Raw genomic sequence first — 22717 nt, forward strand, 5'->3', positions numbered from 1 at the left:
TTATCAAAATAATGGCAGTTTATAAACTCTGAAAGCAGAAATATCATAACGATAATCATCACCATTTACTTCAGCATTTTTATAATAACCTGACGTTACCGTCGCCTCAAAAAGAAGCTGTTTCGTCTGCTTATTGATCTCTTGTAATACCAACATCCCCAGCGCCTGACTTCCATCTTGCGGATCCACAATATCACTGTATCCCGGTTGGGCAGATAGAGGACGACCATTTTCATCCATGGTGCTTGCACCAAAATGGATGACCAGATTACCATTGCTCAATAAATGCTTGGCACTTACGAAGCTGCTGTAGCCCCTGCTACCAACCTCGTCTTTCCCATATTCATACGAGCGTGTTACCGTCATCGTGTTTAGATCTATTCTAAACTGAACTACCCGGCTAAAGTTATCCTTTGGCAACAAGCTCCTGGCATCGTCTCGAGAACGATAATTTCCATTGTCAAAAACTAAAAACTCCAGAATACCGATCTCAGCATTTGGAATCTCTACGATATTATGCTGCCCCCATGTCCAGAAATTACTGTTCGCTAAATCAATTCCATCTTGAGTAGAAAAATCAAACAGCGGATTACCTGACTCATCGACTGGTGTCAGCAAGTATTCCTCAAAGTCGGAGGCCCAGTCTTCATGATCAGCCATAATAAAACGCAGTTGGCCCGAGTCGACATCAACACCGAAGATGGCACTTTGGTGACGCCCTGATGAAACCAGCACATTATTGGTTGTATTAATATAGCTCTGGTTGATATGCAGCCAGTCATCCATCGTAGCCGATTGACCCGGTGCACTTCCTGATGGACGTGGCGAACGAGAATAGTCCATCACTTTTAACATGTCATAATAAGCAACCTCAAGCCCTGAAGTGAGATCGATAATGGAAACACCATCTTTACCTGTTGAGTAATCATCTGGACGTCCATTAGTATATTCCGAGGGGGCAATAGCCAGATTGTTCTCTAATGGCAGAATAGAGTGATGAAACTCATTATCAAGGAGATAGACTGCATATACTCTGCCCATTACGTCAAATTCGTACATATCCAGGCAGTGATTAATTCCTTGTGACGTAGCCAGGAAATGCCCGCTGTCTGTTCGGACAAAGTTATAAGAAGGAATTGCCTGAGAGACATACCAACGAACGATGCCATTTTGATCAAAGGCAAGATTATAGCGATCAAAATATGTTGAAAAATAAAGGCCATCTGCAACTAATGAGGAATCGTCAACTGACTTTGTCACAGTGATGACAGGGAAGCCAAGACTGATATCAGCAGAATCCGATGGCGGCAATGCTGATGGGGTTACCGTGTATTGCCCAACAATCTGCGCACCTGAGATTAAGGTAACGACATTATCCTCCCCGGCAACCAGACCCGAAACTGGAATCAGGTTTGCACCGGTCTGCATGCTGTAGGTCCAGGATACAGCTACCGTTATCCCCTTGCTATCCTGCACATTAATTTTGATATCTTCATTCAATTTCCCCCAAATACCCAGATATAGGCTTAAAGGTGCCGTACTATAAGGATCTAACGTAACTATGGCATTATCATAATCATTAGTTTCCACCACTGCAGAGAGGAGTGTTTGATAGATTGCATTATGCGAAAGCACCGTTGCGTTATCAACATCAATTTTCTGGTTAACTGGCATACGAGGTTCTGGTTGACTAATTTGTAATTTATTAATTTGCATATCTCTATCCTTTCACAAAAAGTTTTCATTTCCAATCGGCTATATAATCCGATAGCTGGTAAGATAAACAGAACCGTAGTATTCGTACAAATAACTAGTAATAAAATAATCTAAAAAAACATCTTTATGAAGAAACAAAAAATTTATGTGACTATAAAACCATCTATTAATATGCTATGCCATATATCCCCAAATAAAAGTCTATAAATTGCCATTCAGCCTATGTCAAAAAACTCAATAATGCCTCCCTACCCCCCTAATGGCCAATTAAATAAATAACTCCTATTTAATTTAAAATTAATACAAACTAAAAATATCATAACTTATGTGACACGTATCGTTTTTACATGCAACAGGTATGCATATGTATTGAATAACAGAAAATTTGTATTTAATATTTCTGAACACATTAAACTAACCATGGTATATAAATGACCATTTACATTATTAAAAATAGTTGTATGTATGATAACGCCAGCCATGAATTAAAAAGTAAAGATGGGAAGCGAACTATAAAACTTACTCATATGCGTTCTAAATGTTTAAATTTCATCCTAACTCATGCGCAAGAACTGGTGATAAGGAAAAATCATATTGCGGAAGCATTATGGGAGGACAGGAGTACATTTATAAGTGATGCTAATCTGACTCAACTACTCTATCTGGTCAGAAAAGACCTGAGAATTTTTGGCATTGACAATTTGTTCATTACAATTCCACGTCAAGGAGTACAGATTAATGAAAACATAGAAATAAAATGCTTAAATAGCAAACATCATTTCCTGCAGAAACCGTTTCTGTATTATTATGCAATGATTTTATTTATTACAATAATTCTATATATCACACTAAGATTTTACTTGCTTTAAGTATGGTAATGCCCATGGACGGGCAATACAGCTCACTTAGCAAAAACCTGTGCCAGTTTATCTTTCAACATTTTCAGTACGGGCCCAGCAAAAACCCCTCCCAGCCCTGACAATATGAGTATCATATTTATACCAGCACCTTTATCAAGAGCAATGCCAGAGAGTAAAAAACCTGTAAAACATGAAATAATGACTTGTTTTAAACATCCTGCTATATTTTTTTTCTTTCGTCCTCGGGCTTCTCTCATGAGATAGCTAACGACTCCCCCCCAAGCACTCACGATAATAATCGCAAGAATAGTCTCTAGCTCTATAATATACTTTAAGGCAGGTTCTGAACTTATTATCACTGACATAAATTATCCCGATCATTTATAGATGAATATTTAGATTGCAGTATCACTATCCACTCTCTAAGCACAACATAATATTTGCTTTTTTTATATAAAGAAGCATAAACAGGGATTGTTTTAAAAAATATTTCATCAGGCAGTGATAATATTTTAATATCATACCCTCTGGTATATTTAAAAAATGAAGCCAACTCAAGAGGTACAATGCAGATCATATTTGTTGTTTCTACTATATTGACTACCCCTAACATAGAATCGCTGCGATAACCTATTTTACGTTCTGTTCTATGATCAACGCTATTGGTATAAACCATTACTTCAGGAGAGAACATATCAGATTGATATACCGCATGTGAAAAAGTATAAAAATGGTGTAGTGTGATTTGTTCTAAGATTGATAGTGGATTGTCGTTGCCACAAATACAAACATATTGCCTAAAAACGTCAATAAGATGAACTTCAATATCAAAGTTTTTTGGTGGTGAAAGATTAATTAAAATATCACCCACTCCAGAAAGTAACATTTCAGCCAAAGTATCTTCGCTATTTTTATTTACTGCATAATGATTTATTTCATACTTTTCAATTAACTCATCATTCCTAATAAAATGATGGAGATAATAATTTTCTACAATATCACTCCCTAATAAAGTTATTGCTGGAGGATCGTAGTTAATCTTTGAAAGTGAATATGTAGCGTTGATTACATTCACAACATGGCTATAGGCCTTATGGAGTTCCAATCCTTTTTTCGTAGGCGTCAACCCTTTTCGGGTTCGTTCAAAGAGTTTAAATGAATAAATATTCTGTAATCGACTTAACGCCTGAGAAACTGCAGCTGGTGTTATGGATAATCTCTCGGAAGCTCGAGAAGCGTTTCCGGATTCCACAACGGCATTAAATATCTTAATTAAATTGAAGTCAAAATCATTTTCGCGCACAAGCATTTCACTCACCTTTTCTTCTATTAACTGAGCAAAAAATAGAAGAAAATCTTTATTTTAAAAAATCATTTCTCATCATTTTTCCTGAAGATTTATTCTTGATATCTAACTAATTATTTTTGTATTCGATACAAAAATAAAAAGCCCAGGATTCTTCAATCCAAGGCCTTTTAATTAATAAGACAGCTGTAAATTAGCGCGTCAAATCGTCAAAAAATTTCTTCACACCGTCGAAGAAGCTTTTAGAGCGCGGACTGTTTTGCTCGCCGGTCGGGCCGCCAAAGCTGTCCTGCAGATCTTTCAGCAACTGCTTCTGCTTGTCGTTGAGGCCTACCGGGGTTTCAACCACCACACGGCACAGCAGATCGCCCTGTGCGCCGCCGCGTACTGACTTAACGCCTTTACCACGCATGCGGAACAGTTTGCCGGTCTGCGTTTCGCCCGGGATTTTTAACTTCACGCGACCATCCAGCGTCGGCACTTCAATCTCGCCGCCCAGCGCTGCCATCGCAAAGTTAATCGGCACTTCGCAGTACAGGTTATTGCCTTCACGTTCGAAAATTGGGTGCTGTTTTACCTGCACCTGAACGTACAAATCGCCTGCTGGCGCGCCATGTTCACCGGCTTCACCTTCACCCGCTAAACGAATACGGTCGCCAGTATCAACCCCAGCCGGGATCTTAACGGACAGCGTTTTGCTCTTCTCAACGCGGCCATGACCATGGCATTTGTTGCACGGGTCTTTAATCAACGTACCGCGGCCCTGACAGTGTGGACAGGTCTGCTGTACGGCAAAAAAGCCCTGACGCATCTGCACCTGACCAGAACCGTGACAGGTTGGACAGGTCTGGGGTTGCGTGCCCGCCTTCGCACCGCTGCCGTGGCAAACATCACACTCTTCCAGCGTCGGAATACGGATCTCTTTGGTGACGCCACGCACGGCTTCTTCCAGAGTGAGATCCATGTTGTAACGTAAATCAGCACCACGTGAGGCGCGCTGACGACCGCGACCGCCGCCAAAGATATCGCCAAACACGTCACCAAAGATATCGCTGAAGTCGGCCCCGCCGCCAAAACCGCCGCCGCCGCCCATACCGCCTTGCTCAAACGCTGCATGGCCGTACTGATCATAAGCCGCACGTTTTTGCGCATCGGTGAGGATCTCGTACGCTTCTTTGATCTCTTTAAACTTGGCTTCGGCCTCTTTATCACCCTGGTTGCGGTCCGGGTGATATTTCATGGCCAGGCGCTTGTAGGCCTTTTTGATTTCACGCTCTTCCGCTGATTTGGAAACGCCTAAAATCTCGTAATAGTCTTGCTTAGCCATCTCTTTTTATCTGCCCCTAACATGCGTGCACGGGCGGAGAGGAAACCTCTTCGCCCGTGCCAGTAATTACCCGTTCAAAGGGCGATTATTTTTTGTCTTTCACTTCTTCAAACTCAGCGTCGACAACGTCGTCATCTTTCGCGTTGTTTGCAGAAGCATCAGCACCTGCTGCGCCAGCCTGCTGCTGTGCGTGCTGCTGCTGAGCGATTTCCATCAGTTTCTGGGAAACCTGTGCCAGCGCCTGCATTTTCGCTTCGATATCCGCTTTGTCTTCACCTTTCAGAGAAGTTTCCAGCGCGGTCAGTGCAGACTCGATGGCAGTTTTGTCATCAGCCGGCAGTTTGTCGCCAGCTTCTTCAACCTGCTTGCGAGTGCTGTGCAGCAGATGGTCACCCTGGTTACGGGTCTGAACCAGCTCTTCAAACTTACGGTCAGATTCTGCGTTCGCTTCTGCTTCACGAACCATTTTCTGAATTTCTTCTTCGTTCAGACCAGAAGAAGCCTTGATGGTGATCTTCTGCTCTTTACCGCTATTTTTGTCTTTCGCGGAAACGTGCAGGATACCGTCGGCATCGATGTCAAAAGTAACTTCGATCTGCGGCATACCGCGCGGAGCCGGGCTGATGCCATCCAGGTTAAATTGACCCAGATCTTTGTTATCAGCGGCACGTTTACGTTCACCCTGCAGCACATGGATGGTTACCGCAGACTGGTTGTCTTCAGCGGTAGAGAACACCTGGCTGTGCTTGGTCGGGATAGTGGTGTTTTTCGCGATCAGTGCAGTCATCACGCCACCCATGGTCTCGATACCCAGAGACAGCGGGGTAACGTCCAGCAGCAGCACGTCTTTCACATCACCGGTCAATACACCACCCTGAACGGCAGCACCGATTGCCACAGCTTCGTCCGGGTTAACGTCTTTACGCGGCTCTTTACCGAAGAACTCAGCAACTTTCTTCTGTACCATCGGCATACGAGTCTGGCCACCGACCAGGATAACGTCCTGAACGTCGGAAACAGACAGACCAGCATCCTGCAGAGCAACTTTCAGCGGCTCGATAGAACGGTTAACCAGGTCTTCAACCAGGCTTTCCAGTTTCGCACGGGTCACCTTGATGTTCATGTGTTTCGGACCAGTCGCGTCTGCAGTGATGTACGGCAGGTTCACGTCGGTCTGCTGAGCGGAAGACAGTTCGATCTTCGCTTTCTCAGCGGCTTCTTTCAGACGCTGCATCGCCAGCGGGTCGTTACGCAGGTCGATACCCTGATCTTTCTTAAATTCGTCAACCAGGTAGTTGATCATACGGCTATCGAAGTCTTCACCACCCAGGTGGGTATCACCGTTGGTTGCCAGAACTTCGAAGGTTTTTTCACCGTCAACTTCATCGATTTCGATAATAGAGATATCGAAAGTACCACCACCCAAGTCATAAACCGCGATAGTACGGTTGCCGACTTCTTTATCCAGACCGTAAGCAAGTGCAGCTGCGGTTGGTTCGTTGATGATACGTTTTACTTCCAGGCCTGCGATACGGCCGGCGTCTTTGGTTGCCTGACGCTGAGCATCGTTAAAATATGCAGGTACGGTGATAACTGCTTCAGTTACCGGTTCACCCAGGTAATCTTCAGCCGTTTTCTTCATTTTTTTCAGCACTTCAGCAGAAATCTGCGGCGGTGCCATTTTCTGACCTTTTACATCAATCCATGCATCACCGTTGTCAGCACCGATGATTTTGTACGGCATGATGGCTTCATCACGCTGCACTTCTTCGTCCTGGAAGCGGCGGCCAATCAGGCGTTTAATCGCAAACAGGGTGTTTTGCGGGTTTGTCACTGCCTGACGTTTAGCCGGCTGACCAACCAGAGTTTCACCATCCTGGGTATAAGCAATGATAGAAGGCGTGGTGCGATCGCCCTCGGCGTTCTCCAGCACACGTGCAGTAGTGCCATCCATAATCGCTACACAAGAGTTGGTAGTACCCAGGTCGATACCAATAATTTTACCCATCTAAACGTCTCCACTAAAAATTCGGTCATCATGTGGTTGTGAATCTGTAATAAGGGCGAAACGTGCGGTTTCAACTACCCTGAATCGTTTTTTTTCAGACTCACCACTGCGGTTGTCTACAAGATGGGGTCGTAACCCACGTCATCAAGGGGGGCATGAAAAATTTTTTTAGCCTTGTGGCAATAAATTCGCAGAAAAAAGGCAAAAAGAGAGAAAAATGAATAGTCGCCAACCAGAATTAATTCATACAACCAATTAAACCAGGAAAGCTATTCACATGAAAATTGCAATAAAAAGAAAAGATTACGAGCATGAATCGTTTTTATGACGACGGTAATATGGTCTGAAGTCACACACTTTTGCAGCCGTCAAAGAGAAACTCCATGAAATCCGTGTTAACCCTTTCCGCCAGCCTGCTTATGGGCCTTCTGCTGAGCAGCACCGCCGTAACTGGCTAGCGTGATGCCCATCACAGGGAAAATAATTCATTTACCCTTCGTTAGATCATAGACAGTGCCCTCTCCCCTGATTATCATGCCGCGCCCCGAAGACAGCGATCGTTATTCGGGGAAACTATTTCACCATTCAATCAATGATGATTTTGAGGAATTATGGGCAACACTAAGTTGGCTAATCCGGCACCGCTGGGCCTGATGGGCTTTGGCATGACCACCATTCTGCTTAACCTGCACAACGCGGGTTTCTTCGCTCTGGACGTTATTATTCTGGCGATGGGCATTTTCTACGGCGGTATCGCGCAAATTTTTGCCGGACTGCTGGAATATAAAAAAGGCAACACCTTCGGTTTAACCGCCTTTACCTCCTACGGTTCGTTCTGGCTGACGCTGGTTGCGATCCTGCTGATGCCGAAAATGGGCCTGGCGGATGCAACCAATAGTCAGTTCCTGGGCGCTTACCTCGGTCTGTGGGGCGTGTTCACTCTGTTCATGTTCTTCGGTACGCTGAAAGCGGCGCGCATGCTGCAGTTCGTGTTCCTGAGCCTGACAGTGCTGTTCGCCCTGCTGGCCGTGGGCAACATTGCGGGTAACGAAGCGATCATTCACGTTGCTGGCTGGGTAGGCTTAGTGTGTGGCGCAAGCGCCATTTACCTGGCGATGGGTGAAGTGCTGAACGAACAGTTTGGCCGTACCATCCTGCCAATTGGTGAAGCGCACTAATCTGATGCTATCCCCCCTGACGGGGGGATATTCCTTACAAGCGCTGTAACTCTGCCTGTACGCTCGAATCGCGATGATAAAGATCCTGTCGCAGCCAAATCCCCAAACCTAGCCCTACCAGCGATAACGCCAGCACATACCAGGCCGGAGCCATTGGCGACACGCTCATTAACATCGTGACGGCGATTGGCGTCAGACCACCAAAAATGGCGTACGACACGTTGTAAGAAAAGGATATTCCGGTAAAGCGGACTTCCGCCGGAAACGCCCGCACCATCACATAAGGCACAGCACCCACCACGCCAACGCATAACCCCACCAGCCCGTATAACAGGAACAAATGCTGGGGATGGCTGCCGGTCAGGTGATAGAAAAACCAGCTTGAACAGGCCAGCATCAGGCTGCCGACAATAAAGGTTTTGCTGGCGCCGACCCGATCGACAATAAACCCAGCCAGCAGGCAACCGACGCACAGCATAATGGTAGCGACACTGTTGGCTTGTAACGTTAGCGCCGGCGCAAAGCCATACTGCTTCTGCAACCAGACTGGTGACATCAGGATCACCACCACAATCCCAGCCGATAGCAGCCAGGTCAGCAGCATTGAAATAACTACCGCTTTTTTATGTTTGCTCACCACTGACTTCACCGGTAGCTCTTGCGCCAACGCTTTACGCTGCTGCATTTCGAGAAATATGGGTGTCTCCTGCAGCCAGCGACGCAGGTACATCGCCACCAGCCCAAACACGCCCCCCAGCAGGAAAGGAATACGCCAGCCGTAATCATGCACCGCCTGCAGCGTCAGGCTGGTGTTCACCAGCGTCGCAACCACCGACCCCAGCAGAATTCCCACCGTCAGGCCGGCAGTCAGCGTTCCGCAGGCAATGCCGATGCGACGCTCCGGTACATGCTCCGCCACAAACACCCACGCGCCCGGAACTTCTCCGCCGATGGCAGCGCCTTGCAAAATACGCATCAGCAGTAACAGCAGCGGCGCGAGGATCCCCATTGAGGCGTAAGTAGGCAACAGACCAATCGCCAGCGTCGGTATCGCCATCAGTAAAATGCTCAGGGTGAACATTTTCTTGCGTCCGACCAGATCGCCAAAGTGCGCCATGATGATGCCCCCCAGCGGACGCGCCAGATAGCCGGCGGCAAAAATGCCGAAGGTTTGCACCTGACGTAGCCATTCAGGGATGTCTGCGGGGAAGAAGAGCTCGCCAACAACAGCGGCAAAGAAGACAAAGATAATGAAATCATAAAACTCAAGCGCACCACCAAGGGCAGCAAGCGTAAGGGTTTTATAATCCTGGCGATTCAGCGGTCGAGTGTGTTGTGACATAGCAAACCATGAGTCAGTGAAGTAATTGAATCTGTTTGTTGATATATGTAAAGCAAAAATTACTATATCGTAAACAATTCAATACTCCACTGTCATTGGCACTTATGTCACGATCGGGCTACTTTCAGGCTTTTGTATCGCGTATTGCGCTTTTAGGACGAAAAGATGCTACAACAGTCGGTGCGGTTTCCACATACGGCCCATCCAATAGCTGTATACAATACGGTACACTTGCAAAAATACCCGGCACGATAACCTTACCGTCGGCATCTTTCACGCCTTCCAGCGTCTCTTTGATCGATTTTGGCTGCCCAGGCAGATTCAGGATCAACGCCTGCTTGCGAATCACGCCAACCTGACGGGAAAGAATCGCCGTTGGCACAAAGTGCAGGCTTATCTGGCGCATCTGTTCACCAAAGCCCGGCATCTGACGGTCGGCTACGGCAAGTGTCGCATCAGGCGTTACGTCACGACGGGCCGGACCCGTTCCGCCGGTAGTCAGCACCAGATGACAACTCATTTCGTCTACCAGCTCGCATAAGGTCTGTTCGATGATCGCCTGTTCATCCGGGATCAATCGCGTTTGCAGCTCAAAAGGGGTGGTAAGGGCAGACGCCAGCCACTCTTCAAGGGCCGGGATACCTTTATCCTGGTAAACGCCGCTGGAAGCACGGTCAGAAATGGAAACCAGGCCAATGCGTAAAGTATTCATGATTATTCCGTTTAAACAGTCTCGTTAAACAGAATGATACACTGCGAAGGGAAGGACAGACAGGTTTCAGAAGAGGTAGCGTGACCCATATCAGGGCCACGCACTAATGATTACAGCAGATCGCCGATCATTTTTTCCAGTTTACCCTGGTCTACAGCAAACTTACGGATACCGTCCGCCAGTTTGTCTACAGCCATCGGATCCTGGTTATGCTGCCACAGGAACTCAGCTTCGGTGATGCGTGCAGGGCGCGCTTTCACTTCGCCGGAGAAAGACAGTTTACGTTCGATAGCACCTTCGCTTTCCGCCAGTTCTTTCAGCAGTGCCGGAGCAATCGTCAGACGATCGCAGCCTGCCAGCTCAATGATTTCGCCGATGTTACGGAAGCTCGCACCCATAACTACGGTTTCGTAACCGTGCTGTTTGTAGTACTCGTAGATTTCCGTTACGGAAACCACACCCGGATCTTCTGCCGGTGCATACTCTTTCTTGTCGGTATTGGCTTTGTACCAGTCAAGAATACGGCCAACGAACGGAGAAATCAGATATACGCCAGCTTCTGCACATGCACGCGCCTGCGCGAAGGAGAACAGCAGAGTCAGGTTACAGTTGATGCCTTCTTTTTCCAGCTGCTCAGCGGCACGGATGCCCTGCCAGGTTGAAGCCAGTTTAATCAGGATGCGATCGTTGCTGATGCCAGCATCGTTGTACATTTTGATCAGGCGTTTTGCTTTAGCGATGGACGCGTCGGTGTCGTAGGACAGACGAGCGTCAACTTCAGTGGAGATACGACCTGGGACCAGTTTCAGGATCTCCAGACCGATATTTACTGCCAGCTTGTCGGTCGCGTCGACGACCTGCTGCGCACGGTCGTTGCTCTGCTGCTTAGCCCAGGCTACAGCGTCATCAATCAGCTTGCGGTATTCCGGGATCTGCGCTGCGTTAAGAATGAGAGAAGGGTTAGTTGTGGCATCCTGAGGCTGATACAGCTTCATTGCCGCGATGTCTCCGGTGTCGGCCACTACTGTGGTGAACTGACGAAGGGAGGTCAATTTGTCCGTCATGATAGCGATTCTCTTTAAACAGCTTGTTAGGGGGATGTAACCGATCTTCCCTGATGATAGCACGACGCACTCTCAGCGCAACCGCCTGGATTGTCCGACCAGCCGCTCAGCCCTGATTACGCATCGCCAAGCCTGTGATGCGCAATTAAGGGATATAACGATTGTTATGATAAACTCCCGTAATCAATCACCTTATAAGGTATATACTGGTCGATTATTGGTAGCGCTTACACGGGAATATTCGCGCTTACCGGCATCAACAAGAGGGATGTTAATGCCTGATTTTTTCTCATTTATTAATGAAATACTCTGGGGATCGGTGATGATCTACCTCCTGCTTGGCGCAGGATGTTGGTTCACCTGGCGTACAGGGTTTATTCAGTTTCGCTATATTCGCCAGTTTGGCAAAAGTCTTAAAAACAGCATCAGCCCGCAGCCGGGCGGTTTAACTTCCTTTCAGGCTTTATGCACCAGTCTTGCCGCACGTATCGGTAGCGGAAATCTGGCGGGCGTGGCGTTGGCGATTGCCGCTGGCGGCGCGGGAGCCGTGTTCTGGATGTGGGTCTCGGCGATCATTGGTATGGCGACGTCATTTGCCGAGAGCTCTCTTGCCCAACTGTATAAAGAGCGCGACAGCAAGGGACAGTTTCGCGGCGGTCCTGCGTGGTATATGGAGCGTGGGCTGGGCATGCGCTGGATGGGCGTTCTTTTTGCCATCTTTTTACTCATTGCTTATGGTCTGATTTTTAACAGCGTTCAGGCTAATTCGGTCTCTCATGCGCTGACCTTTGCTTTTGATATCCCTCCCCTCTTCACCGGTATCGCACTGGCAATAGTGTCATTATTGGCAATCATTGGCGGCATTAAAGGCGTTGCCCGCCTGATGCAATGGTTCGTTCCGATGATGGCGCTGTTGTGGGTCGGTTGCAGCATCGTCATCTGTCTGTGGCATTTCGGACAGCTCCCCGGCATTATCATGACCATTATAAAAAGTGCCTTTGGCTGGCAGGAAGCCGCAGCCGGTGCCGCCGGGTATACACTAAGCCAGGCCATTGCCAGCGGCTTTCAACGCGGTATGTTTTCTAATGAGGCCGGAATGGGATCAACTCCGAACGCGGCCGCGTCAGCAGCATCCTGGCCTCCGCATCCTGCGGCACAAGGCATTGTGCAAATGATCGGAGTATTAGTTGATACGCTGATTCTCTGTACGGCCAGCGCGATGATTGTTCTGTTGGCGGGTAATGACGCCAGCTATGTACCGATGGAAGGCATCCAGTTACTCCAGAAAGCGATGGTTTCAGTGACGGGAGAATGGGGTGCCGGATTCGTGGCGTTAATTGTGATTCTGTTTGCCTTTAGCTCTATCGTGGCCAACTACATCTATGCGGAAAACAACCTCGTTTTCCTGAAGCTGGACAATATCCTCGTCATCTGGCTATTACGGATCGCCACCGTTAGCACCGTTATTGGCGGAACATTAGTCAGCGTTCCGCTGATCTGGCAGTTGGCGGACATCATTATGGCGTGTATGGCCATCACTAACCTGACGGCGATTCTGCTGCTTTCACCGGTTGTGCAGACTATCGCCTGCGACTATCTACGCCAACGCAAACTCGGGGTGCGCCCAGAATTCGATCCGCGCCGTTATCCTGATATCAGACAACAACTTGCGCCAGAAAGCTGGGATGAGCCGCCGCGCGGATAGCGCGGCAATCGCAACCATCGATCAATTCTGTCGTTTTTTTTGCTAAAGTCGCAGTAAATTTCCTGCAAGGACTGGATATGCTGATTCTGATTTCACCTGCAAAAACGCTCGACTACCAAAGTCCGCTGGCAACGACACGTCATACATTGCCCGAACTGCTGGATCACTCTCAGCAGCTTATTCACGTGGCGCGCCAACTCTCTGCTCCGCAAATTGGCAAGCTGATGGGAATTAGTGACAAGCTGGCGGATCTAAACGCCACGCGTTTCCATGACTGGCAGCCTGACTTCACGCCGGAAAACGCACGCCAGGCCATTCTGGCGTTTAAAGGCGACGTGTATACCGGACTGCAGGCTGAAAACTTCAGCGAAGCGGATTTCGACTTCGCTCAGCAACATTTACGGATGTTGTCCGGGCTGTACGGCGTTTTGCGTCCGCTGGATTTGATGCAGCCTTACCGTCTGGAGATGGGTATTCGTCTGGCCAATGCGAAAGGTAAAGATCTCTACCAGTTCTGGGGAGATACCATCACCGATAAACTTAACGAAGCGCTGGAAGCGCAAGGCGACAGCGTAGTGATTAACCTCGCCTCGGATGAGTATTTTAAATCCGTGAAGCCGAAAAAACTCAATGCGGAGCTTATCAAACCGGTCTTCCTCGACGAGAAGAACGGCAAGTTCAAAGTCATCAGCTTCTACGCCAAAAAAGCGCGCGGCCTGATGAGTCGCTACATTATTGAGAACCGCTTAACGCAGCCAGAACAGCTGACTGCCTTTAACAGCGAAGGCTATTTCTTTGATGAAGAAGCTTCAGGAAATGGCGAACTGGTGTTTAAGCGCCAGGAGCAGTAGTAAAAAGGCCGGATGGCGGCGAACGCCCGATCCGGCCGACAGGTTTTGTAGGCCCGCTAAGCAAAGCGCCAGCGGGCACAACCGTTAACCGCGGGTCATCATCAGCTTGCGCAGTTCAGCAAAATCAGCAGGCAGGTGATGAGAAAGCAGCGGCAGGTCCGCGCGTTCCGCCAGCGCTTTTGGCAGAGCCAGCGTCAGGTCAAGAATCTCTTCAACGCTTTCTTTAAACTTGGCCGGATGCGCAGTGCCGAGGAACAGGCCGTACTCGCCAGGGTTCAGTTGGTCACGCAGCGCACGGTAAGCCACCGCCGCATGCGGTTCTGAGGTGTACCCCATCTCATGCAGCTCACGCATCGTGTCCTGAGTAGTGGCATCGTCAACAGCGGCATAACCCAGCTCATTCAGACGCCAGATTTTACGGCGGAACAGTTCTTCCACACGCGGCCAGTTATTTGGCTGGCTGACATCCATCGCATTCGACAACGTCGCCTGAGTCGCTTTAGGCGCCCACTCACCTTGTGCAAGAAAGCGTGGAACCGTATCGTTGACGTTGGTCGCCGCGATAAAACGCTTCACCGGCAAGCCCAGTGATTTTGCCAGCAGCCCGGCTGTCAGATCGCCAAAGTTGCCGCTGGGAACGGAAATAACCAGCTGATTACGCGCCTCTTGCGGCAGTTGAGCCACGGCCTCAAAGTAGTAACAGATTTGCGCCAGCAGACGGCTAATGTTGATTGAGTTAGCCGAATTCAGCCCCAAAGCTACCTTCAGCTCTTCGTCATCAAACGCCTGTTTCACCAGCGCCTGACAGGCATCAAAATCGCCATCAATCGCCACGGTTTCAATATTGCCACCCAGTGTACAGAACAGTTTTTCCTGTAATGGGCTAATCTTGCCGTTCGGATAAAGGATCACCACGCGCACATTTTTCAGACCATAAAAGGCATGTGCGACTGCCGCACCAGTGTCTCCAGAGGTCGCCGTCAGAATGGTGACCGGTTTGTCGCCGCTGATATGCGTCAGCATCTGCGCCATAAAGCGCCCGCCAAAGTCTTTAAATGCAAGCGTTGGGCCGTGGAACAGCTCCAGACAGCCGATATCCGCGGCAACCTGAGCCACCGGCGCCGGGAAGGCAAACGCCGCACGCACGCGCTGTTCCAGAATCTCCTGTGGGATTTCATCACCGATAAATGCGGAAAGGATCTTCGCGCTGCGGCTAACGAAATCCTGGTTCAACATCTCATCGACTTCTGACAGATTGAATTCCGGCAAATCGTGCGGAAAAAACAATCCCTGATTCTTGCCAAGCCCTTGCGTGACGGCCTGTGCAAAGCTGACCTGTTCGTTATGATCTTTCAGATTATACAGTTTCATTGATTATCCCAGTACCCGTGCGCCCGCCGTGTCCAACCGGCAAATATGAACAAAGCCTTCCTGATTTTGCAGATAATTTTTACCCAGCCAGTCTGCTACACGCTGCGCCGTATCCGGCTTGTCGCACAAAGCGAACAGTGTCGGCCCCGAACCAGAGATGCCGCTGGCCAGCGCCCCGATTTCCGCTACCGCCTGACGCGCCTGGGTAAAGCCTGGCAGCAGGCGGGTACGGTACGGCTCAGCAATGACATCTTTCATCAGCTTCGCGGCAAGCCCTGGCTGACGGGAATAGCAGGCATGGATAAACCCAGCCAGATGCCGCCCGTGGGCGATACAGTCCTGACGGCGATACTGCGCAGGTAAAATCGCCCGCGCTTCTGCCGTCGACACTTTAATTCCCGGATACGCGAGGACCCACAGCCACTCATCAAAGCCTGGCACCTGCTGGCTGATAATGCCGTTTTCTTCGATCATTAACTGCATACCGCCTAAAAAGCACGGGGCGACGTTATCGTAATGAATACTGCCGGAGATACGCCCTTCCAGCTCACCCATTATCGCCAACAGGCGCGTATCGTTGAGCGGTTTACCGCAATGCTCGTTCATGGCGACCAGCGCCGCTACAACGGAACAAGCGCTGGAGCCTAACCCGGAGCCAATCGGCATATTTTTTTCCAGCGTCATCGCCACCGGAACGCTTTTACCCAGCTCCTGACAGAATCGCTCCCAGCACTGGTAGACAATATTTTCTCGCGGCTCAGGCGGCAGCTTATTGGCAAAGCGACCAAGGTTGTTAAGGCTGAAATGGTCAGCCGCCTCAACGGATACCACATCGCCTAACAGCGAACCGTCCACCGGAGTTACCGCTGCTCCGAGCACATCAAACCCGACGCTCATATTGGCGCTGGAAGCCGGGGCATAAACTCTCACCATGTCAGACTCCTAACTTCCATGAAAGGGTGCGTAGCAGGTCGGCAAATACGCCCGCCGCCGTCACGTCGTTACCCGCGCCGTATCCGCGCAGAACCAACGGTAGCGGCTGATAATAGTGGCTGTAAAACGCCAACGCGTTTTCACCGTTTTTCACTTTGAACAGCGGATCGTTGCCGTCTACTGCTTCTATTTTTACGCGACAGACGCCATCCTCTTCAATATTGCCAACATAGCGTAATACTTTCCCCTCATCACGGGCTTTCGCCACACGCGCGGCAAAGGCGTCATCCAGCTGCGGCAATTTCGCCATAAACGCGGAAACATCACCGGAATCATCAAACTCTTTTGGCAGGACCGGCTCAATAACAATGTCAGAAAGCTCCAGCTCACGACCGGTTTCACGGGCCAGGATCAGCAGCTTACGCGCCACGTCCGTACCGGATAGATCGTCACGCGGATCGGGTTCGGTATAGCCCAGCTCACGCGCCATGGTGGTGGCCTCGGAGAAGCTCATGCCTTCATCCAGCTTGCCGAAAATAAACGACAGCGAACCAGAAAGAATACCGGAGAAACGTTGCAGTTCATCGCCCGCGCTGAGCAGATTTTGCAGGTTCTCAATTACCGGCAAGCCCGCGCCTACGTTGGTGTCGTACAGGAATTTACGACGAGACTTCGCCGCAGCAAAACGCAGCTGATGGTAGTAATCCATCGACGACGTGTTGGCCTTTTTGTTCGGCGTGACCACATGGAAGCCTTCGCGCAGGAAATCCGCATACTGATCCGCAACCGCCTGACTTGACGTACAGTCGACAATCACCGGATTGAGCAGATGATATTCTTTCACCAGACGAATTAAGCGCCCCAGGTTGAAAGGCTCTTTCGCGCTTTCCAACTCCGACTGCCAGTTTTCCAGATTCAGACCATGGACGTTGGTCAGCAGGGCCTTCGAGTTCGCCACACCGCACACGCGCAGATCGATATGCTTCTTTTTAAGCCAGGTTTGCTGACGTTTAAGCTGCTCCAGCAGCGCACCGCCCACGCCGCCAACACCAATGACAAATACTTCAATCACCTGATCGGTGTTGAACAGCATCTGATGGGTCACACGCACGCCAGTGGTCGCGTCGTCGTTATTCACCACTACCGAAATGGAACGCTCAGACGAGCCCTGGGCGATTGCCACGATATTAATGTTCGCACGAGCCAGCGCGGCAAAAAATTTCGCCGAGATGCCACGCAACGTGCGCATACCATCGCCAACAACCGAGATGATCGCCAGACGTTCAGTCACCGCCAGCGGCTCCAGCAAGCCTTCTTTCAGTTCGAGATAGAATTCATCCTGCATGGCGCGTTGCGCACGCGCGCAGTCGCCCTGCGGGACGCAGAAGCTGATGCTGTATTCAGAAGAGGATTGGGTGATCAGCACCACCGAGATGCCTGCGCGCGACATCACGGCAAAAACACGCGCCGCCATCCCCACCATGCCTTTCATCCCAGGGCCGGAGACGCTAAACATCGCCATGTTATTGAGGTTAGAAATCCCTTTTACCGGCAAATCGTCATCATCACTGCTGGCACCGATAAGCGTGCCGGGCGCTTGTGGATTGCCGGTATTTTTAATCAGGCACGGGATCTGGAACTGGGCAATAGGGGTAATGGTGCGCGGGTGCAGCACTTTAGCGCCGAAGTAAGAAAGCTCCATCGCTTCCTGATAAGACATCGACTTCAGCAGTCGGGCGTCGGGTACCTGGCGCGGATCGCAGGTATATACGCCATCGACATCGGTCCAGATCTCACAACAATCGGCGCGCAAACAGGCGGCCAGTACGGCGGCAGAGTAGTCAGAGCCATTACGCCCCAGCACCACTAACTCTCCTTTCTCATTCCCGGCGGTAAATCCTGCCATCAGAACCATATGGTCCGCAGGAATACGGCTGGCGGCAATGCGGCGCGTAGATTCGGCGATATCAACGGTAGATTCGAGGTAATGGCCTACCGCCAGCAATTTCTCTACCGGGTCGATGACCGTCACGTTGTGCCCGCGCGCTTCCAGCAGGCCAGCCATGATGGCGATCGACATTTTTTCACCACGGCAAATAAGCGCGGCATTGATGCTGTCCGGGCACTGACCCAGCAGGCTGATACCGTGCAGGACGTGCTTAATCTGTGCAAACTCTTGTTCAACAAAGGCTTTGAGCGGAGCCTGCGGGAAACCCGGTTGCGCGGCGGCAAGACCCACCAACAGCTCAGAGAAAATGCGTTCGGCGTCGCTGATATTGGCTAAAGCATCCTGACCACCGATGGTCTTCTCAATCATCGCCACCAGATGGTTGGTAATTTTTGCGGGGGCAGAGAGAACGGTCGCGACCTGCCCCTGTCTGGCATTGCTTTCCAGAATATCGGCAACCCGCAGAAAGCGCTCTGCATTTGCCACTGATGTACCGCCGAACTTCAACACTCGCATGGTTTACCTCATTGCCTTTGGTCGAAAAAAAAGCCCGCACTGTTTAGGTGCGGGCTTTTTCTTGTGTTTCCTGTACGCGTCAGCCCGCACAGTTACCTGTGGTAATGGTGATGGTTGTGGTAATAGTGATGCTGATGCGTTTCATGATGTTGTGTGCTCTGTAATTATTTATTATCTGTCCTGTATTCTTTTAGGGTTAAAGTATCTGCTGACCTAAGTCAATAAATTTTTAAATTGGTCACATTCCGAAACTTGTTCACGAGCGACTGCTTGCCCTTTTAGTTTCGACCAATACAGTATGTCACCCCTACTTGAATCCAGAGCAAAACACCACGCAAAAAATGTAGGTCGATATTTTATTTCGTGATGCTTTTTTCTATATCATGTAAAAAACGGTGCAACATTGCCGTATCTCGCTGCCCTAACAGACCCATTCGCTGTTGCAGCCAGTCCGTCAACTTGATGTCGTCAGAAACGTTCAGCGTGGCTAATAAACGCAAAACGCGCGCGCGCAATGCCTGTAGCTGAAGCTCATCCGTCACCTCAATGTTTTTGACGGGTTGTTGTATTAAACCTGCTAATTGATAGCAATACACCATCACCGCCTGCCCCAAATTGAGTGAAGGATAGTCAGCCACCATAGGTACACCGGTGAGTACATCCGCCAGGGCCAATTCTTCGTTGGTCAGCCCTGAATCTTCACGACCAAAAACCAGCGCGGCGTGATCCATCCACGTTGATTTTTCCTGCAGCAGAGGAACCAGTTCGACCGGCGTAGCGTAGTAATGGAACTTCGCCCGACTACGCGCAGTGGTCGCGACGGTAAAATCTACGTCGTGCAGCGCCTCCGCTAACGTTGAAAAAACGCTAATATTATCAATAATATCGCCAGAACCATGCGCGACCCATCGCGTGGCGGGTTCCAGGTGGGCTTCGCTGTCAACGATGCGTAATTGGGTGAACCCCATGGTCTTCATAGCGCGGGCAGCCGCACCAATATTTTCCGCTCTGGCGGGGGCAACCAGAATAATTGTTAAACGCATTTCGATACTCTTTTTGGCCAGTCTGCAAGGAATAATGTGACGTGCTTCAACATATTACGCAGTGCAAATTTACATATTTTTAACAGAAATCACTGAAAAAGCATTTCGCATCCATTAAAAAATGCTAAACTATTTCCCGGGTGTACTATTGCCTTTTATGTTAACAAAAGTTGCATATCCCTCTGTTTATCCATGATAATTTAATTTAAAATGGATCGCACCGGTTGGATTCATTACATTTATTAATTTGCTCGTGCAACTAGTTGTAATATTGCAATTTTGTGATGAAAGCAAACATTTGGATACGTTGATTTCATCAAACTGTTAACGTGCTACAATTGAACTTGATATATGTCAACGAAGCGTAGTTTTATTGGGTGTCCGGCATGTCTTAGCCTGTTATGTTGCTGTTAAAATGGTTAGGATGACAGCCGTTTTTGACACTGTCGGGTCCAGAGGGAAACTACCCACGACCAAGCTAATGATGTTGTTGACGTTGATGGAAAGTGCATCAAGAACGCAATTACGTACTTTAGTCATGTTACGCCGATCATGTTAATTTACGGCATGCATCAGGCAGGTCAGGGACTTTTGTACTTCCTGTTTCGATTTAGTTGGCAATTTAGGTAGCAAACATGCAGACCCCGCACATTCTTATCGTTGAAGACGAGTTAGTAACACGCAACACGTTGAAAAGCATTTTCGAAGCAGAAGGCTATGATGTATTCGAAGCGACAGATGGCGCGGAAATGCATCAGATTCTCTCTGAATATGATATCAACCTTGTGATTATGGATATCAATCTGCCTGGGAAAAATGGCCTGCTGTTAGCGCGCGAACTTCGCGAACAAGCTAACGTTGCGCTGATGTTCCTGACGGGCCGTGATAACGAAGTCGATAAAATTCTCGGCCTCGAAATCGGCGCAGACGATTACATCACCAAGCCGTTTAACCCGCGCGAACTGACTATCCGTGCTCGTAACCTGCTGTCCCGTACCATGAACCTGGGTACTGTCAGCGAAGAACGCCGTAGCGTCGAAAGCTACAAGTTCAATGGCTGGGAGCTGGACATCAACAGCCGCTCTCTGATTGGTCCTGACGGTGAGCAGTATAAACTGCCACGCAGCGAATTCCGCGCCATGCTTCACTTCTGTGAGAATCCGGGCAAAATCCAGTCTCGCGCAGAACTGCTGAAAAAAATGACCGGTCGCGAACTGAAGCCGCATGACCGTACCGTTGACGTGACGATCCGCCGCATTCGTAAACATTTCGAATCAACGCCGGATACGCCAGAAATCATCGCCACCATTCACGGTGAAGGCTACCGTTTCTGCGGCGACCTGCAGGATTAATTCAATCCTCACTGGTATAAAAACGGCGCTTTATGCGCCGTTTTTCATTTCCCTACCGCTCTATTTCCACAAGCGAAATTCGTCGCTCTGCGCAGGCTGAAGCTCTGGAAGTTCTGTAGATTTTGGCTTTGCTTTTGGCTGTGCCAGCGAGTGCCAGTCAAGATGACGCGTCAGGAACATGACCCCACAAAGCGCGAACAACAGCACGCCGGTTCCCAGCAGTAAAGAGCTATCCTGTGAACGTAGCAGCACCCACATCACTCCATCCAGCCCCAGCAGCGCCACGGTGAACAAAATACTGCTCCGCCAGCCCTGCAATATCGCCTGCAGATACACACCGTTCATCAACGCCCCCACCAGACTTGCCGTTATCCACGCCGCCGTAAAACCGATGTGTTCCGACAGTGCCAGCAGCAGCAGATAAAACATTACCAGCGATAGCCCCACCAGCAGATACTGCATCGGGTGCAAGCGCAGATTGGTCATACTTTCAAGGACGAAGAAAGACATAAAGGTCAGCACAATCAGCAGGATGGCATACTTTGTCGCCCTGTCCGTTAACTGGTACTGATCTGCAGGCGTGGCGACGGCGACGCTAAACGCTGGCATGCCCAGCCAACCAATCTTTTCGTCGTTAAAGCGCTCGCCGAGGTTGTTCGCAAACCAGCTGCTTTGCCACTGAGCCTTGAATCCTGATTCGCTAATTTCGCGCTTAGCCGGGAGAAAGTCCCCAAGAAAGTTGGGATGCGGCCAGTTGCTGGTTAAGGTCATTTCACTGTTACGCCCAACCGGAACGACGGAGAAATCGCCGGTTCCGCTCAAATTAAGCGACAACGCCATGCTCAGATTTTGCTCAGCCCAGCTCGCATCGGGTAGCGGAATGTGGATCCCCTGCGCACGTCCATCCAGCCCCGTCCCAGGCTCAACGGCCAGCGACGTTCCATTGACCTGCGGCGCTTTTACCACGCCAATCCCGCGCGCGTCCCCCACGCCAACCACAATAAACGGTTTGCCAATGCTGATATTAGGATGATTTAAATCACCCAACCGTTCGGCGTTAAACTCAGCCTTCACCGAAACATCATTGTGCCAGACCTGGCCCTCATAAATACCGATTTTACGCGCTTCAACGTTCTGATTCCCCTCAACTACCAACGACTCCGGCAGCCAGAAATGGATATAGCTACGCTTACGCTGGATTTCTTTGCCATCCTCCAGTGAGGTGTAAAGTTCCGTTAGCGGAATGGCTATCAACGGTCCTACCATCTTTTGCGGCCCGCTGGTGCTCTGTCGGATAGCATCTTCGACTTCATCGCGGTAATCCGATCGCTCCACGATGATCTGCCTGACCATCGTCAGCGGAATTAACAGCAGCAGTATTGCGCCACCTAAGGTGACTATTTTCCAAAACAGGGGTGATTTAAACATAGCGTTCTCCTTTGCAATATCAGCAAGGTAGAACAGCTATGTGCGGAGAATTTGAAG

The 22717-nt window shown here is 49.5% G+C and carries 19 protein-coding genes and 1 other annotated feature; of the genes, 4 read left to right on the forward strand and 15 right to left on the reverse strand.

Going from position 1 to position 22717, the window contains the following annotated elements:
• Nucleotides 1-3: 3 nt before the first annotated feature.
• From HV243_RS21045 to dnaK, 5 genes are all read right to left on the reverse strand, one after another.
• Nucleotides 4-1716 (reverse strand): aryl-sulfate sulfotransferase, encoded by a 1713-nt coding sequence (locus HV243_RS21045; protein ID WP_047414479.1) that lies wholly within the window; start codon nt 1714-1716, stop codon nt 4-6.
• A gap of 901 nt (nt 1717-2617) precedes the next feature.
• Complete coding sequence (locus HV243_RS21050; RefSeq protein ID WP_046275510.1) at nt 2618-2941, reverse strand: phage holin family protein; 324 nt, start codon at nt 2939-2941, stop codon at nt 2618-2620.
• Nucleotides 2932-3885: a LysR family transcriptional regulator gene (locus HV243_RS21055; RefSeq protein ID WP_053389000.1), complete on the reverse strand. Its 954-nt coding sequence runs from the start codon at nt 3883-3885 to the stop codon at nt 2932-2934. The genes HV243_RS21050 and HV243_RS21055 overlap by 10 nt, the downstream gene beginning before the upstream one ends.
• 190 nt (nt 3886-4075) lie before the next feature.
• Nucleotides 4076-5209 (reverse strand): molecular chaperone DnaJ, encoded by a 1134-nt coding sequence (gene dnaJ / locus HV243_RS21060; protein WP_008786151.1) that lies wholly within the window; start codon nt 5207-5209, stop codon nt 4076-4078.
• A gap of 85 nt (nt 5210-5294) precedes the next feature.
• Nucleotides 5295-7217 carry a molecular chaperone DnaK gene (gene dnaK, locus HV243_RS21065; RefSeq protein WP_016151634.1) on the reverse strand — a complete coding sequence of 641 codons (1923 nt, stop codon included), beginning with the start codon at nt 7215-7217 and terminating at the stop codon, nt 5295-5297.
• A gap of 611 nt (nt 7218-7828) precedes the next feature.
• Between dnaK and satP the strand changes: the two genes are divergently transcribed.
• On the forward strand, nt 7829-8395 hold the full coding sequence (gene satP / locus HV243_RS21070; RefSeq protein WP_047358362.1) for an acetate uptake transporter: 567 nt from the start codon (nt 7829-7831) through the stop codon (nt 8393-8395).
• Nucleotides 8396-8429: 34 nt separating this feature from the next.
• Here satP and HV243_RS21075 read toward each other — a convergent pair whose 3' ends face one another.
• The 3 genes from HV243_RS21075 to tal form a co-directional block, all read right to left on the reverse strand.
• On the reverse strand, nt 8430-9737 hold the full coding sequence (locus HV243_RS21075) for an MFS transporter (protein WP_047358363.1): 1308 nt from the start codon (nt 9735-9737) through the stop codon (nt 8430-8432).
• A gap of 124 nt (nt 9738-9861) precedes the next feature.
• Entirely contained in the window at nt 9862-10449 is a 588-nt protein-coding gene (mog, locus tag HV243_RS21080; protein ID WP_016155649.1) for a molybdopterin adenylyltransferase, read from the reverse strand.
• A 110-nt stretch (nt 10450-10559) separates the two neighbouring features.
• On the reverse strand, nt 10560-11513 hold the full coding sequence (tal, locus tag HV243_RS21085; RefSeq protein WP_016151631.1) for a transaldolase: 954 nt from the start codon (nt 11511-11513) through the stop codon (nt 10560-10562).
• Nucleotides 11514-11787: 274 nt separating this feature from the next.
• Between tal and HV243_RS21090 the strand changes: the two genes are divergently transcribed.
• Entirely contained in the window at nt 11788-13218 is a 1431-nt protein-coding gene (locus HV243_RS21090; RefSeq protein ID WP_053389001.1) for a sodium:alanine symporter family protein, read from the forward strand.
• A 77-nt stretch (nt 13219-13295) separates the two neighbouring features.
• Nucleotides 13296-14069 (forward strand): peroxide stress protein YaaA, encoded by a 774-nt coding sequence (gene yaaA / locus HV243_RS21095; RefSeq protein ID WP_053389002.1) that lies wholly within the window; start codon nt 13296-13298, stop codon nt 14067-14069.
• Nucleotides 14070-14153: 84 nt separating this feature from the next.
• Here the strand turns inward: yaaA and thrC are convergent, their stop codons facing one another.
• From thrC to yjjY, 6 genes are all read right to left on the reverse strand, one after another.
• Nucleotides 14154-15440, reverse strand: a complete 1287-nt coding sequence (gene thrC / locus HV243_RS21100; protein ID WP_019078326.1) for a threonine synthase — start codon at nt 15438-15440, stop codon at nt 14154-14156.
• 3 nt (nt 15441-15443) lie between these two features.
• The gene (thrB, locus tag HV243_RS21105; RefSeq protein ID WP_053389003.1) at nt 15444-16373 is read right to left on the reverse strand and encodes a homoserine kinase; all 930 of its coding nucleotides are present in this window, start codon (nt 16371-16373) and stop codon (nt 15444-15446) included.
• A gap of 1 nt (nt 16374) precedes the next feature.
• Nucleotides 16375-18837, reverse strand: coding sequence for a bifunctional aspartate kinase/homoserine dehydrogenase I (thrA, locus tag HV243_RS21110; RefSeq protein WP_046275506.1), 2463 nt, complete (start codon nt 18835-18837; stop codon nt 16375-16377).
• Between the two features lie 23 nt (nt 18838-18860).
• Nucleotides 18861-18987 (reverse strand) — a sequence feature (Thr leader region).
• On the reverse strand, nt 18917-18982 hold the full coding sequence (thrL, locus tag HV243_RS21115; RefSeq protein WP_181604081.1) for a thr operon leader peptide: 66 nt from the start codon (nt 18980-18982) through the stop codon (nt 18917-18919). It overlaps the preceding feature by 66 nt.
• A 206-nt stretch (nt 18988-19193) precedes the next feature.
• Nucleotides 19194-19880: a tRNA/rRNA methyltransferase gene (locus HV243_RS21120; RefSeq protein WP_016155643.1), complete on the reverse strand. Its 687-nt coding sequence runs from the start codon at nt 19878-19880 to the stop codon at nt 19194-19196.
• 399 nt (nt 19881-20279) lie between these two features.
• Nucleotides 20280-20420 (reverse strand): protein YjjY, encoded by a 141-nt coding sequence (gene yjjY, locus HV243_RS21125; RefSeq protein WP_042998021.1) that lies wholly within the window; start codon nt 20418-20420, stop codon nt 20280-20282.
• Between the two features lie 95 nt (nt 20421-20515).
• Here yjjY and arcA point away from each other — a divergent pair, with 95 nt between their 5' ends.
• On the forward strand, nt 20516-21232 hold the full coding sequence (gene arcA / locus HV243_RS21130; protein WP_001194359.1) for a two-component system response regulator ArcA: 717 nt from the start codon (nt 20516-20518) through the stop codon (nt 21230-21232).
• A gap of 60 nt (nt 21233-21292) precedes the next feature.
• On the opposite strand, the gene creD is transcribed toward arcA, so the two are convergent.
• The gene (gene creD / locus HV243_RS21135; protein ID WP_053389004.1) at nt 21293-22660 is read right to left on the reverse strand and encodes a cell envelope integrity protein CreD; all 1368 of its coding nucleotides are present in this window, start codon (nt 22658-22660) and stop codon (nt 21293-21295) included.
• Between the last annotated feature and the right edge of the window lie 57 nt (nt 22661-22717).

This window comes from Citrobacter sp. RHBSTW-00599 (genome assembly GCF_013784065.1).
Classification (GTDB): Bacteria; Pseudomonadota; Gammaproteobacteria; order Enterobacterales; family Enterobacteriaceae; genus Citrobacter; species Citrobacter braakii.